At 54.3% G+C, this 14,895-nt stretch carries 16 protein-coding genes, 1 tRNA gene and 1 other RNA gene; 14 read left to right on the top strand and 4 right to left on the bottom strand.

Going from position 1 to position 14,895, the window contains the following annotated elements:
* The 9 genes from fumC to rnpB all read left to right on the top strand — a co-directional run bounded on the left by fumC (position 1) and on the right by rnpB (position 7,260).
* Positions 1–1,392, top strand: a complete 1,392-nt coding sequence (gene fumC / locus WCY31_RS06565) for a class II fumarate hydratase (protein WP_345969037.1) — start codon at positions 1–3, stop codon at positions 1,390–1,392.
* Positions 1,393–1,416: 24 nt separating this feature from the next.
* Complete coding sequence (gene sucC / locus WCY31_RS06560) at positions 1,417–2,586, top strand: ADP-forming succinate--CoA ligase subunit beta (RefSeq protein WP_345969036.1); 1,170 nt, start codon at positions 1,417–1,419, stop codon at positions 2,584–2,586.
* Positions 2,587–2,589: 3 nt separating this feature from the next.
* Positions 2,590–3,462 (top strand): succinate--CoA ligase subunit alpha, encoded by an 873-nt coding sequence (gene sucD / locus WCY31_RS06555; protein WP_345971722.1) that lies wholly within the window; start codon positions 2,590–2,592, stop codon positions 3,460–3,462.
* A complete protein-coding gene (locus WCY31_RS06550; protein WP_345969034.1) occupies positions 3,462–3,758 on the top strand; it encodes a heavy-metal-associated domain-containing protein in 297 nt (98 codons plus the stop codon). The genes sucD and WCY31_RS06550 overlap by 1 nt, the downstream gene beginning before the upstream one ends.
* A 71-nt stretch (positions 3,759–3,829) precedes the next feature.
* Positions 3,830–4,147 (top strand): 4Fe-4S dicluster domain-containing protein, encoded by a 318-nt coding sequence (locus tag WCY31_RS06545; protein WP_231018065.1) that lies wholly within the window; start codon positions 3,830–3,832, stop codon positions 4,145–4,147.
* Between the two features lie 9 nt (positions 4,148–4,156).
* Positions 4,157–5,311, top strand: a complete 1,155-nt coding sequence (locus WCY31_RS06540; protein WP_345969033.1) for a 2-oxoglutarate synthase subunit alpha — start codon at positions 4,157–4,159, stop codon at positions 5,309–5,311.
* On the top strand, positions 5,311–6,165 hold the full coding sequence (locus WCY31_RS06535; RefSeq protein WP_345969032.1) for a 2-oxoglutarate ferredoxin oxidoreductase subunit beta: 855 nt from the start codon (positions 5,311–5,313) through the stop codon (positions 6,163–6,165). Before WCY31_RS06540 ends, WCY31_RS06535 begins: the two co-directional genes overlap by 1 nt.
* 11 nt (positions 6,166–6,176) lie before the next feature.
* On the top strand, positions 6,177–6,740 hold the full coding sequence (locus tag WCY31_RS06530; protein WP_231018062.1) for a 2-oxoacid:acceptor oxidoreductase family protein: 564 nt from the start codon (positions 6,177–6,179) through the stop codon (positions 6,738–6,740).
* Between the two features lie 197 nt (positions 6,741–6,937).
* An RNA gene (gene rnpB / locus WCY31_RS06525) (RNase P RNA component class A) lies at positions 6,938–7,260 on the top strand.
* A 36-nt stretch (positions 7,261–7,296) separates the two neighbouring features.
* Here rnpB and WCY31_RS06520 read toward each other — a convergent pair.
* On the bottom strand, positions 7,297–7,920 hold the full coding sequence (locus WCY31_RS06520; protein ID WP_345969031.1) for a TetR/AcrR family transcriptional regulator: 624 nt from the start codon (positions 7,918–7,920) through the stop codon (positions 7,297–7,299).
* A 167-nt stretch (positions 7,921–8,087) separates the two neighbouring features.
* Between WCY31_RS06520 and WCY31_RS06515 the strand changes: the two genes are divergently transcribed.
* Positions 8,088–8,759 (top strand): hypothetical protein, encoded by a 672-nt coding sequence (locus WCY31_RS06515; RefSeq protein ID WP_345971721.1) that lies wholly within the window; start codon positions 8,088–8,090, stop codon positions 8,757–8,759.
* Positions 8,760–8,953: 194 nt separating this feature from the next.
* Here the strand turns inward: WCY31_RS06515 and WCY31_RS06510 are convergent, their stop codons facing one another.
* Positions 8,954–9,634, bottom strand: a complete 681-nt coding sequence (locus WCY31_RS06510) for a copper resistance protein B (RefSeq protein ID WP_345971719.1) — start codon at positions 9,632–9,634, stop codon at positions 8,954–8,956.
* Positions 9,631–11,376, bottom strand: a complete 1,746-nt coding sequence (locus WCY31_RS06505) for a copper resistance system multicopper oxidase (protein ID WP_345971718.1) — start codon at positions 11,374–11,376, stop codon at positions 9,631–9,633. The genes WCY31_RS06510 and WCY31_RS06505 overlap by 4 nt, the downstream gene beginning before the upstream one ends.
* A gap of 167 nt (positions 11,377–11,543) precedes the next feature.
* Here WCY31_RS06505 and WCY31_RS06500 point away from each other — a divergent pair, with 167 nt between their 5' ends.
* From WCY31_RS06500 to WCY31_RS06485, 4 genes are all read left to right on the top strand, one after another.
* Positions 11,544–12,815, top strand: coding sequence for a citrate synthase (locus tag WCY31_RS06500; RefSeq protein ID WP_345971716.1), 1,272 nt, complete (start codon positions 11,544–11,546; stop codon positions 12,813–12,815).
* On the top strand, positions 12,815–13,012 hold the full coding sequence (locus WCY31_RS06495) for a hypothetical protein (protein WP_345971496.1): 198 nt from the start codon (positions 12,815–12,817) through the stop codon (positions 13,010–13,012). The genes WCY31_RS06500 and WCY31_RS06495 overlap by 1 nt, the downstream gene beginning before the upstream one ends.
* Before the next feature lie 146 nt (positions 13,013–13,158).
* Entirely contained in the window at positions 13,159–13,704 is a 546-nt protein-coding gene (locus WCY31_RS06490; protein WP_231018057.1) for a response regulator transcription factor, read from the top strand.
* Positions 13,705–13,797: 93 nt separating this feature from the next.
* A tRNA-Glu gene (locus tag WCY31_RS06485) sits at positions 13,798–13,872 on the top strand.
* A 380-nt stretch (positions 13,873–14,252) separates the two neighbouring features.
* On the opposite strand, the gene WCY31_RS06480 is transcribed toward WCY31_RS06485, so the two are convergent.
* On the bottom strand, positions 14,253–14,786 hold the full coding sequence (locus WCY31_RS06480; protein WP_345971715.1) for a hypothetical protein: 534 nt from the start codon (positions 14,784–14,786) through the stop codon (positions 14,253–14,255).
* Between the last annotated feature and the right edge of the window lie 109 nt (positions 14,787–14,895).

Below are 14,895 nucleotides of genomic sequence, written 5' to 3'. Positions count from 1 at the left end.
TTGGACTACAGAATCGAAAAGGATACGATGGGGGAGATGCAGGTCCCCAAAGATGCGTACTGGGCTGCCCAGACGCAGCGCTCTATCCAGAATTTCCGCATCGGCGAAGAGACGATGCCCTACGAGATCACCCGCGCGTTTTCCTATCTGAAAAAAGCGGTTGCCCTGGTCAACAAAGACCTGGGCAAGCTTGATGCGAAAAAAGCGGATGCGATTGCCCAGGCGGCGGACGAGATGCTCGCGGGCAAGCTTGACGGCAACTACCCGCTCGTCGTATGGCAGACCGGTTCGGGCACACAGTCGAACATGAACAACAACGAAGTGCTCGCCAACCGTGCGACGGAGATCCTCGGCGGTGACTTCCGCACGGAGAAGCTCGTCCACCCGAACGACGACGTCAACAAGTCCCAAAGCTCCAACGACACCTACCCGACGGCCCTGCATGTCGCTTCCGTTATCGCCGTCGAAGAGCGTCTGCTCCCGGCGATCGCCAAACTCAAGGCGACGCTCCAGGCGAAAAGCGAAGAGTTCGCGCACATCGTCAAGATCGGCCGTACGCACCTGCAAGATGCGACGCCGCTCACCCTCGGTCAGGAGATCAGCGGCTGGGTCGAGATGCTTGCCAAGTCCGAAAAAATGGCAAAGGACTCCCTTGACGCTGTCCGCGAGCTTGCCCTCGGCGGTACGGCGGTCGGTACGGGCCTCAACGCCCACCCGGAGCTGGGTGCACGTGTTGCAGCGAAACTGACGGAACTGACGGGGCACGACTTCGTGACGGCACCGAACAAATTCCACGCGCTGACGTCCCACGACGCCCTCGTCTTTGCCCACGGTGCGCTCAAAGCGCTGGCGGCAGATATGATGAAGATCGCCAATGACGTCCGCTGGCTGGCTTCCGGCCCGCGCTGCGGCATCGGCGAGATCTCGATCCCGGAAAACGAGCCGGGCTCCTCGATCATGCCGGGCAAAGTCAACCCGACGCAGAGCGAAGCGGTGACGATGGTCGCCTGCCAGGTGATGGGGAACGACGCAACGATCGGTTTCGCGGCGTCCCAGGGGAACTTCGAGCTGAACGTGTTCAAGCCGGTGATCGCCTATAACTTCCTGCAGTCCGTCCGCCTGCTTGCCGACAGCATCGTCTCTTTCAATGACAATGCCGCCGTCGGCATCAAAGCAAACGAAGAGAACATCGAGCACTTCCTGAACGATTCTCTGATGCTCGTCACGGCGCTCAACCCGCACATCGGTTACGAGAATGCGGCCAAGATCGCGAAGACGGCGCACAAGAACGGCACGACCCTCAAGGAAGAAGCGGTCAATCTCGGCCTGCTGAGTGCCGAAGAGTTCGATAAATACGTGGTTCCAGGCGACATGATCGCCCCGAAAGCGTAACCCAATAAAGGAGGAGAAGAAAATATGAATATCCATGAATATCAGGCGAAGCAGATTTTTGCCAAATACGGCGTACCGACCCCGCGCGGGATTGTTGCCAACACGGCCGATCAGGCGGTGAGAAACGCTGCAGAACTGGGCGGTGACGTCTGGGTCGTCAAAGCACAGATCCACGCAGGGGGCCGCGGCCTCGGCGGCGGTGTCAAACTGGCACGCTCCCTGGATGAAGTTGGTGAACTGGCGACGCAGATCCTCGGTATGACGCTGGTGACACACCAGACGGGTCCGGAAGGCAAACTGGTCCAGAAGGTCTATATCGAAGAGGGTGCGGACATCAAAGACGAACTCTACCTCGGTGTTGTCCTTGACCGTGCGAGAGAGATGCCTGTTATCATGGCCTCCACCGAAGGCGGTATGGAGATCGAGAAGGTCGCCGAAGAGACGCCGGAGAAGATCGTCAAAGTGGCGATCGACCCGACGATCGGTTTCCAGGGCTTTCACGGCCGCGAGCTCGCTTTCGGCCTCGGACTGCCGAAAGAGGAGCAGGGCAAATTCATCAAATTTGCGGCAGCGCTCTACAACGTCTATATGGAAAACGATGCGGAGATGATCGAGATCAACCCGCTGATCAAGACGGGTGCGGGCGACTTCCTCGCGCTTGACGGCAAGATGGGCTTTGACGACTCCGCACTGGGACGCCACCCGGATATCGAAGACATGCGCGACATCTCCGAAGAGGACGCGGACGAGCGCGAAGCCAGCCGCTTCGGCCTCTCCTATGTTTCCCTCGACGGCGAGATCGGCTGTATGGTCAACGGCGCGGGCCTCGCGATGGGGACGATGGATACCATCAACTACATGGGCGGTACCCCGGCGAACTTCCTCGACGTCGGCGGTAAAGCGAACGCGGAAACGGTAGCAAAGGGCTTTGAGATTATCCTCAAAAACCCCAACGTCAAAGCGATCTTCGTCAATATCTTTGGCGGTATCGTCCGCTGTGACCGTATCGCCAACGGGATCCTCGAAGCGACGAAACTGGTCGACGTCCACGTGCCGGTCATCGTCCGCCTCGACGGTACGAACGCCCCGGAAGCGGCGGAGATCCTCAGAAACGCCAACATTGCGAACGTCATCGCGGCGGAAGACCTTGCAGACGGTGCAGCCAAAGCCGTCGCAGCAGCGAAAGGAGAGTAATTAATGTCAATTCTTGTAAACAAAGATACCAAAGTTATCGTTCAGGGTTTCACAGGGAAAGAGGGTACTTTCCATGCTGAGCAGTGTATCGCCTACGGTACGCAGATCGTCGGCGGCGTGACGCCGAACAAAGGCGGCCAGGAGCACCTGGGCAAACCGGTTTTCAATACCGTCAAAGAAGCGGTAGACCAAACGGCCGCAACGGTTTCCATGATCTTTGTTCCGCCGGCATTCGTCGGTGACGCGGTGATGGAAGCGGCGGATGCGGGTATCGAACTGGCGGTCATTATTACCGAAGGCGCACCGGTCCGCGACATGATGTACGCGAAAATGTACGCTTCGAAAAAGGGGATGAAGACCATCGGGCCGAACTGCCCGGGCATCATCACTGCCGAAGAGTGCAAGATCGGGATCATGCCGGGCATGATCTTCAAAAAAGGGAATGTCGGTCTGATCTCCAAGTCCGGTACGCTGACATACGAAGGTGCGAACCAGGTCGTCAGAGAGGGCTTCGGCATCACGACGGCCGTCGGTATCGGCGGTGACCCGATCATCGGTCTTTCTTACAAGCAGCTGCTCCCGCTCTTCGAAGCGGACCCGGAAACGGAAGCGATCGTTATGATCGGCGAGATCGGCGGAGACTTGGAAATCCAGGCAGCTGCATTTATTAAGGAAAATATCACCAAACCGGTTGTAGCTTTTATCGCGGGCCAGACGGCGCCGAAGGGCAAACGTATGGGCCATGCCGGTGCGATCGTCTCCGGCGCTGCCGGTACGGCGGCCGAGAAAATGGCAGCCCTCGAAGCGGCAGGCGTCAAAGTCGTCGTTTCGCCGGCAGAGATCGGCAAAGCGGTCGCAGAGGTTCTTTCCAAATAATGAAAGAGAGTGTCGCCGTCGCCAATGTCCGCTGCAGCGGCTGCGCAGCGACGATCACGCAGGCACTCGAAGCCGAAGGGTTTACATCCGTAGCGGTCGATTTGACGTGTGAGCCTCGTATCGTAACAGTAGATGTTGCGGACGACGCGCGATCAGCACTATTCAAAACGATTTTACGAAGGCTGGGCTATCCTCTTGCAGAAGAGCAGGTCAGCGGTCTGGACGCAGCGGGACTGAAAGCGAAGAGCTTCGTCTCCTGTGCCATCGGAAAGTTTTCAACCAAAAGTGAAGAGTAGGGATTCTCATAAAGGGTTTTTCGGAGCCTTTTATGAGATCCCTTATCTCGCAAATAAATGGAGGAGTATTAATGTTTCAGACTGAAAATCCGGGTGATGCCCCTGTCTGGGTCAACACCAACAACTGTAAAGCATGTGATATCTGTGTTTCCGTCTGCCCTTCGGGCGTTCTGGGGATGCGTTATGAACCGACATCTACACTGGGTGCGATGATCTCCATCGACCACCCGGAGTCATGTATCGGCTGTAACGAGTGCGAACTCACATGTCCGGACTTTGCGATTTATGTTGCAGATAAGAAAGAGTACAAATTTGCGAAGCTGACAGACGAAGCAAAAGCTCGCCAGGCGGCGATCGTTGCTAACAACTATATGTCACTTGAGCAGTAAGGAGCAGGAATGTCAAGAATTGTAATTTCAACAGGTAACGAGCTGGCTGCCAAAGCGGCCGTTGATGCCGGCGCGCGTTTCTTCGGCGGTTATCCGATTACACCGTCGTCGGAAGTTATGCATGAGTCATCTGACCTGCTGCCGGCTGTCGGCGGTGTGGCAATCCAGATGGAAGACGAGATCGGCGGTATCTCCGCAGCCCTCGGTGCTTCCATGACAGGTACGAAGTCGTTTACGGCGACTTCCGGCCCGGGGATCTCCCTCAAAGCAGAGCAGATCGGTCTCGGTTTCATCGCCGAGATCCCGCTCGTTATCATCAACGTTATGCGCGGCGGTCCGTCCACGGGGCTTCCGACACGTGTTTCCCAGGCGGATATCGGCCAGGCTAAGTACCCGACACACGGTGACTATGCCTCTATTACGCTTTGTGCAGGTTCCCTGACAGAGTGTTATACGCAGACGGTCCGCGCCTTCAACCTCGCGGAAAAATATATGACGCCGGTCTTCATGCTCCTGGATGAGACGATCGGTCACATGCACGGTAAAGCGGAGCTTCCGGACCTCGAAGAGATCCAGGCGAGCATCGTCGACCGTGCGAAATTCGACGGTGCGCCGGAAGACTACCGTCCGTATGACGTTCCGATGAACGAGCCGGCGGTCCTCAACCCGATGTTCGAAGGGTACCGCTACCACGTCACAGGTCTGCACCACGGTCCGACCGGCTTCCCGACGGAAGACGCGGAACAGTGCGAATTCAACATCGAACGTCTTACCGGCAAGATCAACACGGTCGCTGCCGAAAATGATGGCCTTGATGACCTCCCTGATTACGAAGAGGTCCTGATGGACGACGCGGAAGTCTGTATTATTGCATACGGTTCCATCGCGCTGGGTGCCTTCGAAGCGGTTCAGAAACTGCGCGCAGAAGGGATCAAAGCCGGTCTCTTCCGCCCGATCATGATGTGGCCGAGCCCGGAAGCCGAGATCCGCAAGATCGGTGAACGCTTCGGCGACAAGATCATGGTAACCGAGCTGAACATGGGTCAGTACTCTACGGAAATCGAACGTATCGTTCGCCGTAACGACTTCACTCGCCTGCTCAAAGCAAACGGCCGTCCTATCGCGCCGGCTGAGATGGTCGCAAAAGTTAAGGAGATGATGTAATGGCTTTTAACTACGACAAATACCTTCGTGTAGACAAGATGCCGACACTCTGGTGTTGGGGCTGCGGTGACGGTGTCATCCTCAAAGCGACGATCCGTGCGATCGAGAAGATGGGTTGGGACATGGACAAAGTCTGTGTTGTTTCCGGTATCGGTTGTTCCGGACGTTTCAGCTCTTACATTAACTGTAATACGATCCACACGACACACGGCCGTACCGTTGCGTACGCCACCGGCGTGAAGCTTGCGAAACCGGAAGCAAACGTGATCGTTGTTGCCGGTGACGGTGACGGACTGGCGATCGGTGGTAACCACACGATCCACGGTTGCCGCCGTAACATCGACCTGAACTTTATCCTGATCAACAACTTCATCTATGGTCTGACCAACTCCCAGACGTCCCCGACGACGCCGCAGGGGATGTGGACGGTTAGCCAGAAGAACGGTAACATCGACCCGACCTTCGACGCCTGTGCACTCGCGATCGGTGCCGGTGCCTCTTTTGTTGCGCGTGAAACGATGCTTGACCCGAAAAAACTCGAGAAGATCCTTGTCAAAGGCTTCAGCCACAAAGGCTTCTCCTTCTTCGACATTATGTCCAACTGCCATATCAACCTTGGCCGTAAGAACAAAATGGCGAATGCGATGCAGAACCTCGAGTGGATCGACAGCATCACTATGCCGCTGCGCAAATGGGAAGCCCTCTCCGACGAAGAGAAGAAAAACGTTTTCCCGACGGGCGTCCTCAAAGAAGTTGATGACCCTGAGTACTGTGAATCTTACGATCAGATCAAAGCGGCAGCACAGGGCAAACGCGCGAAACTGACGCAAGACGACTTCGAGAAAAAGATCTAAGGAGGCATGAAATGAGAAATACATTACGTTTTACCGGTGTAGGCGGGCAGGGGGTTCTCCTCGCCGGCGAGATCATGGCGGCCTGTAAGATCAAACTTGGCGGTTTCGGTCTGAAAACGGCGACCTATACGTCCCAGGTTCGTGGCGGCCCGACCGTTGTTGACATTACGCTTGACGACGATGAAATCCGTTATCCGTACGCGAACGAAGGTGAGATCGACTTCATGCTTTCCGTTGCGGACGTCAGCTACCAGTCTTTCAAGAAGGGTGTCAAACCGGGTGGCGTCATTGTTGTCGACCCGAACCTGGTGCACCCGACAGACGAAGACCGTCAAACATGGAAGATCGTTGAGATCCCCATTATCACGATCGCAAAAGAAGAGGTCGGAAACGTGATTACGCAATCTGTCGTCGCGATGGCGATTGCAAACCAGATCACAAGCGTTCTCGAACCGGAAGCCCTCAAAGAGGTCATGCTCTCCAAGGTACCGAAAAAAGTACACGAAGCAAACCTCAAAGCCTGGGAACTCGGTGTCAAGTACGCTATCGAATCCGGCGTTACTCTGGCGGCGTAAGTAAAAAGGCGGCATCATGCCGCTTTTTTTTGAACCTCTTTCTAATATTATATAATATCTTATATGGTCAATCATTCGGAGTAAAAAGAATAGGGCGACGTTTAAGAGCAGGGCGGCATGATGGCACTTTGGGACCCCAGTAACATATTATATAATATGTTAAATACTCAGCGCTTCCTCCATATGCTATAATATCACCGGTACAACGTGCGATAGCTTGATTTTCAAGAGGAAAGTCCGGGCTGCCGTAAGACAGGGCTCCATCTAACGGATGGCCGGCGCAAGCCGAGGGACAGTGCAACAGAGAGCAGACCGCCGCGCAAGCGGTAAGGGTGAAACGGTGGGGTAAGAGCCCACCAGTTCCGCCAGCAATGGCGGAAGCTATGTAAACCCAGCCTGGCAGCAAGAAACAGATGGTAAGCGTCTTACAATGCTTTTGTTTCGCTGGAGGCATCCGGTAACGGATGCAGTAGATAAATTATCGTATCAACAGAACCCGGCTTACCGTTGTACCGCTTTCCTTTTTCCTTACCGCTTTTACTTCCCCATATCCCGTTTATTCGCAGATCGACGACCAGAAGAGGTCAAGCTGTTTTTCAAATGCCGTCGAGAGGGCGGTTGTCGGGGCACCGTCCGCTTTGAGCAGGCTCACCTGCAGCCTCAGATAGAAGAGCTGGCCCAAAAAGGCGTTGGCAAGCGTCATAGGGTCATTGGAGCGAATGAGGCCTTCTTGCATCATAATGAAAAAACCCGATGAAAGCAGCTTGACGTTCGCCTCATGAAACTCCTGTCTGAAACCGCTGCGAAGCACATCGTTCTGCATCAGTTCGATGAGCATGAAACGGAAGAGTTTTTCGTACTTCTTGTCGAAGGTCATCAGCTTAAATTCGGTCATAAATTTATGTAAAAACGACTTGCCTTTTTTGGCATTCTGCTGGACGAAATCATCCGTTTTCTGATGAGCAAAAGGGGAGGCAAAAACCCTGCCGGCTACCGCAAGAAAGATCGCCTCTTTATTGGCGTAATGGTTGTAGAGGGCACTCTCCCTGATCCCGACTTTCGCGGCGATTTTACGCACGGAAGCACCTTTGTACCCATACTCGGCAAAGAGATCCATCGCCGCTTCCTCAATCAGCTTCTTTGTATCTCCACCCTTTTTAAACTCCCTGTTTTCGGGCATTTACGACTCCTTATTAACGATTGTTCATGTTTTGGAAAGTGTATATGAACATCCGTTAATTTATCCTTAATCTAAAGTGAACGGTTGTTCTTGTACTGGAGCAGGTAAATTAACATACGTTCATTTAATAGGTCTAGGAGTTACCCCGATTCGCTATAATCATCAGCATGAAAAACAGCAGGAGAGATAGGGTGATATATTTATATATGAAGCACGGGCCGAGACTGCTTTTTAGCAGCCTAATTGCCGCATTATCCGTCGGCTGCAGCTCCCCATCCATTATTGAAAAAAACGATCTGCTACTGGGGCTGGAAATCGGTCAGGAACGGCTGGAGATCCGCACGGAAAAGGTGGCTGAAGATCGCATCGGAATGCAGAACCTGACGATCAGGCGATCGCTGTACGCAGTGCAGGGGGGACAGCATGTCGTCTACGAGCTGGCCGTTACACAGCCACCTTATCGCTACCACTATGACGTCAAACGCTCATTGGCGCTTATTTTCGCAGCCAGAAAGGTCACTCAGATCGACCGGGTAGGTAATCTCGGCTTCTACGCCATTGATTGGAATGAGGGTACCGTATTGTTTGCTATTGCGCAGAACCTACATAAAAGCGGTATTAAGATGATCTACGGCCTCAGGGCGGATCAGATGGCGCTGGCGCTCAGAAAGGTCGGCAGCAAGCATGCTGAAGCCCTGGAGGCCTTTAAATCGATTATGACGCTGCCCGGAGACACTTCCGCGTTTAAAAGCCGCTGGGTGCCGAAGCTGCTGATCCTGGACACGCTGATAACGCGTCCGGCAGTGCCGTCAGCACCAAAAACGTACCCGCCAAAATAGTGCAATGTTTGCGCTCATTTGCCATATTATTTAATAAAAGCTCTCATATTAAATAATGTATCTATTATTCACCGGCCGTGATGATGAAGGGGGCAGGAAGCATGGAATTTTTCTTTCAAGAGAATATACATTATGTTAACTAAATAATATTCAATATTGTAGATAGGCGCTTCTGTGCACTTCTCACCCCGCTTTCAGAACCAGAGGCGTATACCGGCGACCGCCTGGACATCGTCTATAGGCGCATATTTTCTTGTGTTGCCGATTGTCGCAGCGTATGAAACGCCGACATAGGGTGCGAACTCCCGTATAAACTCGTAGCGCAGCCGCAGTCCCGTTTCGATCGAAGAGAGCCCGGCCCCTGCTCCCAGCTCTTCGACGTCACTGCTATAGGCCTGCAGTTCGATGCGCGGCGTCAATACCAAACGCTGCGTCAACAGCATCTCGTATTCGGCTTCGGCATTGAGTGCCACGGCCTGCGCATTTACCATCAGCCGTAGACGTGTTTCAAAATAGTACGGGACAAGCCCCTGAAAGGCCACCACGCCCCATCCGACGCTTTTTCCGTCGGCGGTATCCGCCTCCGCCCCGATCTGTACATCCCAAAACGGCGCCACGGCGCGGCTGTAGAGCAGTTCGTTCTGGCTCTCGCTCTCGCCGGGCGCTTTGCTCCCCTCGCTGTAGAGATAGGCTTTGTCGAGATCGTAGCCGGCGTAGGCTGAGACGTCCCACACCAGATGCTCCCACCTGCTCCACTGCCCCGAGGCAGTCTCCAGGCGATCAGCCAGCAGCGTCGCGCGCAGGGGGTCGTCGTTCATCTCCGCGAAAAGGGAGGCGGCAAGTAACAGCGTCGCAGTGTATGGCACCGTTTTCACGGGAGCACCTCCACTTTTCGGAACATTCCCGGCATATGGTAGAGCATGTGGCAATGATAGGCCCAGGCTCCTTCGGCATTGACGGTGACCCGGTAGCTGATCTTGCTGCCGGGCTGCACCAGTACCGTATGCTTGCGTACCAGGCGTGCCTCGTCGCCCGTCTCCAGGTCGCTCCACATGCCATGCAGGTGCATGGGGTGGATCATCATCGTGTCGTTGACGAAGGTGATGCGGAGCCGTTCGCCGTAATGAAACGTCAGCGGGGCCGCGTCGGCATACCTGATGCCGTTGATCGACCACATGTACCGCTCCATGTTGCCCGTCAGGTGGAGCACGATCTCCCGGTCAGGCGGCGGGGCGTCGGCGGTAGAGTAGTAGTTGCGCAGATCGGCGTAGGTCAGCACCCTTCTGCCGTTCTCCCGCAGCCCCACGCCCGGATCGTCCAGCCGGTAGCGCGGGTTGGCCGCTTTCATCGTCGTCCCGACCCCGCGCCGCATCGGCAGCGGCGTGATCGGCCACATGTGCTTCTTCCCTTCTTCCTTCGGCATCTGCATGCCTCCGCCGCATTTCATGGCGCCCGTATCGGCACCACCCTCCCCGGTCATGCCGCCCATGCCCATATCGGCCATCGTCAGGGGCTGGGGCGGGTCCATCGCCGGCCGCGCGGCATGCATCTCCGCCCTGGGAGCCAGGGTCGCTGCAGCATACCCCGAGCGTTCGATGCTCTGCGCAAAGATACAGTATGCCCTCTCTTCGGGCTCCACGATCACATCGTAGGTCTCCGCGACGGCGATGCGGAACTCATCGATTTTCACGGGCTTTACCGGGTTGCCGTCCGCCGCGACGACCGTCATCTTCAGGCCGGGGATGCGGACATCGAAGATCGTCATCGCCGACTGGTTGACAAAACGCAGCCGTATCCTTTCGCCGGTTTCAAAAAGCGCATGCCAATCCTCCGCTTCCGTGAATCCGTTCAGCAGGTAAGTATAGGTATAGCCGGTGACATCCGACAGGTCCCTGTCACTCATGCGCATCCGGTTCCACATTGCACGGTGCTGCAATGCATCCCAAAACCCCTCGGACTTCACTTCGCTTATGAAATCGCCCGCGGTGCGCTGGTTGAAGTTGTAATAGTCGCTGTGCAGCTTGAGTTTCCGGTAGATCGCTTCGGGGTTTTCGTCGCTCCAGTCAAACAGCGAGACAACGTAGTCGCGGTCGCTGACGACGGGGTCTTCGTCCTTCGGAACGATGACAAGCGTGCCGTGAACCCCGCTCTGCTCCTGAAAACCGGTATGCGAGTGGTACCAGAACGTTCCGCTCTGGCGCACGGGAAAACGGTACGTGAACGTCTCTCCGGGGGCAATACCCTTGAAGCTGATATCGGGGACACCATCCATATGAAAGGGAAGGATGATACCGTGCCAATGGATGGAGCTCGACACCGGGAGGTTGTTCGTAACATGGATTGTCACGGTATCGCCCTCGCGCCACTTGAGCGTCGGCCCGGGCAGCATGCCGTTGACCGTTGTCGCCAGCACATCGGAGCCGCTGACGTTGACAACGGTGCGTTCAAGCGTCAGGAAAAACTCCGTTCCTTCAAGCATGAGGCTCTCCCGGCGCTTGATCGGAGCAGGTGCACTCCCCCCTTCCCCAGCGGACAATAGCGTTCGGGCCAGCACGGCGGAAACCGCCACGCTTTGGAGGAATCGGCGTCTTTGTATCGCAGCAGGATGATCGTCCATGGATGCTCCTTCTGGAGCTATCATACCTCTATATTGTGTACGCGCCGTGCACAAAGCCGCATCGGCTAAACATACCCTGAATGGGAAAGCAAAAGATCTTTCGATAATGGCGCTTTGCGCTTGTTTTCAGGTATCCTCTGTAAAAATACTTTAGAAAGGAGCACGCGATGGCAACGGTGACTTTGACGGACAATCGAAACGGCAATACCTATGAATTCAGCATCATGCACCCGACCATGGGCCAGGACGTGATCGATATCCGCGACCTTTTCAAACAGACGGGCATGTTCACCTACGACCCGGGCTTCACGTCGACGGCCAGCTGCAGCTCTACCATTACCTATATAGACGGTGAAAAAGGCGAACTGCGATACCGCGGTTACCCGATTGAAGAGCTGGCAATGAAAAAGAGCTATCTGGAGGTGTGCTACCTTCTGCTCAACGGTGAACTCCCCTCGCCGGAGGAGTTGGCGGCGTACGATTACGAATTCCGTAAGCGGGCGTATGTGCATGAAGGGTTGAAAAACCTCTTCTACTCCTTCCCGGACAATGCGCACCCCATGGCGATGCTCTCCTCCGCCGTTTCGGCGCTTTCCACCTTCTATTCGGAACACATTATGATGCGCAACGACGAAGACCTGCAGGTGATGCGCCGCCGGCTGTTGGCCAAGGTCCCTACCCTGGCAGCGTTCGCTTATCGGCGCTCCCTGGGCATTCCTTTTATCTATCCCGACCTCGAGCGCTCTTTTACCGAAAACTTTCTCTATATGATCCACGCCTACCCCGGACAGGACCTGAAGATCCCCGAAGTGCAGGTACGGGCACTCGATACGATCTTTACGCTCCATGCCGATCACGAGCAGAATGCCTCGACGACGGTCGTTCGCTCCGTCGCGTCGACGGGAGCGCACCCCTATGCGGCGATCACGGCGGGCATCAATGCCCTGTGGGGCCGGGCCCACGGCGGGGCGAACGAGTCGGTTATCGCACAGCTGGAATACATCGGTTCCGTAGAGCGCGTCGACGAATTCATCGCCCGCACCAAGGATCCCGAAGACGATTTCAGGCTGATGGGCTTCGGACACCGCGTTTACAAAAACTTCGACCCCCGTGCCAAGATCCTGAAAAAACTGCTTGACGAGATGAAAGACGAGCTCAATGTCGACAGCGAACTGCTTCAGATCGCCGAGAAGATCGAGGCGGTTGCCCTCAGCGACGACTATTTTATTTCGCGGAAGCTCTACCCCAATATCGATTTCTATTCGGGGCTGATTCTGACGGCGCTCAAAATCCCCAAAGAGATGTTTACGATCATATTTGTGATAGGACGCACCGTCGGATGGCTCGCGCAGTGGTTAGAATTTCACGCCGATTCGGAAAAAAAGATCGCCCGGCCGCGTCAACGCTACATCGGACCGGAAACAAGGAGCTTAACTTAGTGAGTACTAAACAAGAATTAATCAACGACATCGAAAAACTGCTTAACGGTTACGGCGGTGATACCCACATCAACCCGGAAATGCTTGCTTTCATGGACGAACAGACCCTCAAATCGATCATCGTTTCTCTCCTGGAACAGAAGGAAAAAACGGTCGAATCCAACCTCGAATGGCTGGAACAATTTAAAAAATATTGATTTTTTCCATAAATTTAAGTTTGTGTAACGTAATTGTTACTATAATTTTGCAACGTAATATCACGGGCAAACAATTTTAATCCTGTTAACGTTGTTTGCTGATAACAGTGTAAAATACAGACAGAAATCATCATGAGGAAACAGAAATGAAAAATGTTGACCTGGTTCAGCTGACCGAAGAGACGAAAAAAATGAGTGCAATGGTCGTTGAAGACGAGGCCGTTGCGAATGAACTGCTCAGTTCAACGTTCAAGAACTTTTTTAAAGATGTCACATCCGCATTCAACGGGAAAGAGGCTCTGGAACTTTTTAAAGAGAAAAAACCGGACATCGTCTTTGTAGACATTATCATGCCGGAGATGGACGGAATCGAGCTCGCACGCAAAATCCGCGAGATGAACCCGCAGCAGATGGTCGTTGTCATCTCCGCGAGCAACGACATCCAGAAGATCTCGGAAACGATCGAAATCGGTGTCAACAGCTTTATCCAGAAGCCGATTGATACGAAAAAGATCATCGAGCTGCTTCAGAACGTTACCAACATGGTCAAACGCAAGAAAAAGGTCGAAACGAAAACCTTCTCTATCTCCCTGCCCCTTGATCTGTATGACCTGGTCAACGACAATGCCAAGGCGGAGAGCATCTCCAAGAATGCGGTCATTATCCGCGCCCTCCGCGAATTCTATATGTAATTTCATTTAAATGCCGCAACACCGCGGCATTTAAGAGATTGTTAAGCGATACGGAAATATAATTTCGGCTCAACAAAAATGTTGTAACAGCGTGGCCCCATCGTCTAGCGGTTAGGATCCCAGATTTTCATTCTGGTTACCGGAGTTCGAGTCTCCGTGGGGTCACCACTTTTTATGCCTCGTTTCGATACTTTCAACATCTTTTTTCATCACCCTTAACACTTTATATGTCCATTCTCCCCTGTCGATGACTGAACGATTCTTTGTTCATGGTTATGCCCGGGCCTTCCGTTTGCAAAGGAAGCTGGTATTTATTTCGGGTGGAGTAGATTTGTCTAAGTACAAATATACATGAATCCGGAGGAAACAATCATGACACCGGGAGAGATTATTCTAGGCATCATCGCACTCTTTGCCGTTTTTTTAGGAGTAGGCGTTCTCCAGTACAACCGCTTGTACGAAAAGGAAGAGCGTCAACGCGGAGAGCAGTAGCGGCTCACTCAGAACTTTTTGAAGTGCCGTCCCGCTACAAGGCGGCGCTTGCCTGTCTACTGCATTGAGCGGAGAGCGAGATTACCCATTTTCTCCAGGTAGGGATGCACTTCCCCATCCCCCGATACCGTCTTTTCCAGTTCGTCAAGAAAATAGGACTGCGTCGCATCGTCGGCGAGGCTGAAGGCGTAAAAGACCCACTCGACCGTGGCGCCCTCCATTCCTGCGAGCGCGCAGCTTTGGTCAAAGGCAAAGTCCGAGGGCAGCAGGGCGATCGCTTTGCGGTAGAACGCCGGCAGATCGTACCGGACGAGCTGCTGCAGCGTTTCCGCCTCGATAGTGGCGTCCACCTCTTCAATGTCGGCCATGCCGACGACCAGCGTTTTGCCGAAGAGCAGTTTCTCGCCGAGGAAGAAGCCCTTTTGGCCTTTTTCGAACGCTTCGCCGCCGCTGTAGACCATATGCGCATTCAACAGGGCGTTGCTATCAACGAGCAGGGAACCGAAAAGGGTGTAAAGGCTGTGGGGCTGTCCGTCGTAATCCTGGACGGTAACGGTTTGGGTATCGGGATCAATCAATAATGCTTTCATGGCGACAGTCTACCCCATTTTACATAGCGGCCGGCTAATCCGCCGGGGATGCGAAGGGGCGTTGTCGCGAACTAAATGTGATAGGAACTCCGCTATTAAGCTTGTTTCG

It is taken from the genome of Sulfurimonas sp. HSL3-1 (genome assembly GCF_039645995.1).
In the GTDB taxonomy this organism is placed as follows: domain Bacteria; phylum Campylobacterota; class Campylobacteria; order Campylobacterales; family Sulfurimonadaceae; genus Thiomicrolovo; species Thiomicrolovo diazotrophicus.
This window is presented reverse-complemented; position numbering and strand designations above follow the sequence as displayed.

Coding starts and splice junctions, on each gene's coding strand:
- sucC (WP_345969036.1), top strand. CDS start 1,417: ATGAATATCCATGAATATCAGGCGAAGCAGATTTTTGCCAAATACGGC.
- WCY31_RS06530 (WP_231018062.1), top strand. CDS start 6,177: ATGAGAAATACATTACGTTTTACCGGTGTAGGCGGGCAGGGGGTTCTC.
- WCY31_RS06520 (WP_345969031.1), bottom strand. CDS start 7,920: ATGCCCGAAAACAGGGAGTTTAAAAAGGGTGGAGATACAAAGAAGCTG.
- WCY31_RS06550 (WP_345969034.1), top strand. CDS start 3,462: ATGAAAGAGAGTGTCGCCGTCGCCAATGTCCGCTGCAGCGGCTGCGCA.
- WCY31_RS06540 (WP_345969033.1), top strand. CDS start 4,157: ATGTCAAGAATTGTAATTTCAACAGGTAACGAGCTGGCTGCCAAAGCG.
- WCY31_RS06500 (WP_345971716.1), top strand. CDS start 11,544: ATGGCAACGGTGACTTTGACGGACAATCGAAACGGCAATACCTATGAA.
- WCY31_RS06505 (WP_345971718.1), bottom strand. CDS start 11,376: ATGGACGATCATCCTGCTGCGATACAAAGACGCCGATTCCTCCAAAGC.
- WCY31_RS06490 (WP_231018057.1), top strand. CDS start 13,159: ATGAAAAATGTTGACCTGGTTCAGCTGACCGAAGAGACGAAAAAAATG.
- WCY31_RS06545 (WP_231018065.1), top strand. CDS start 3,830: ATGTTTCAGACTGAAAATCCGGGTGATGCCCCTGTCTGGGTCAACACC.
- sucD (WP_345971722.1), top strand. CDS start 2,590: ATGTCAATTCTTGTAAACAAAGATACCAAAGTTATCGTTCAGGGTTTC.
- WCY31_RS06535 (WP_345969032.1), top strand. CDS start 5,311: ATGGCTTTTAACTACGACAAATACCTTCGTGTAGACAAGATGCCGACA.
- WCY31_RS06515 (WP_345971721.1), top strand. CDS start 8,088: ATGAAAAACAGCAGGAGAGATAGGGTGATATATTTATATATGAAGCAC.
- WCY31_RS06480 (WP_345971715.1), bottom strand. CDS start 14,786: ATGAAAGCATTATTGATTGATCCCGATACCCAAACCGTTACCGTCCAG.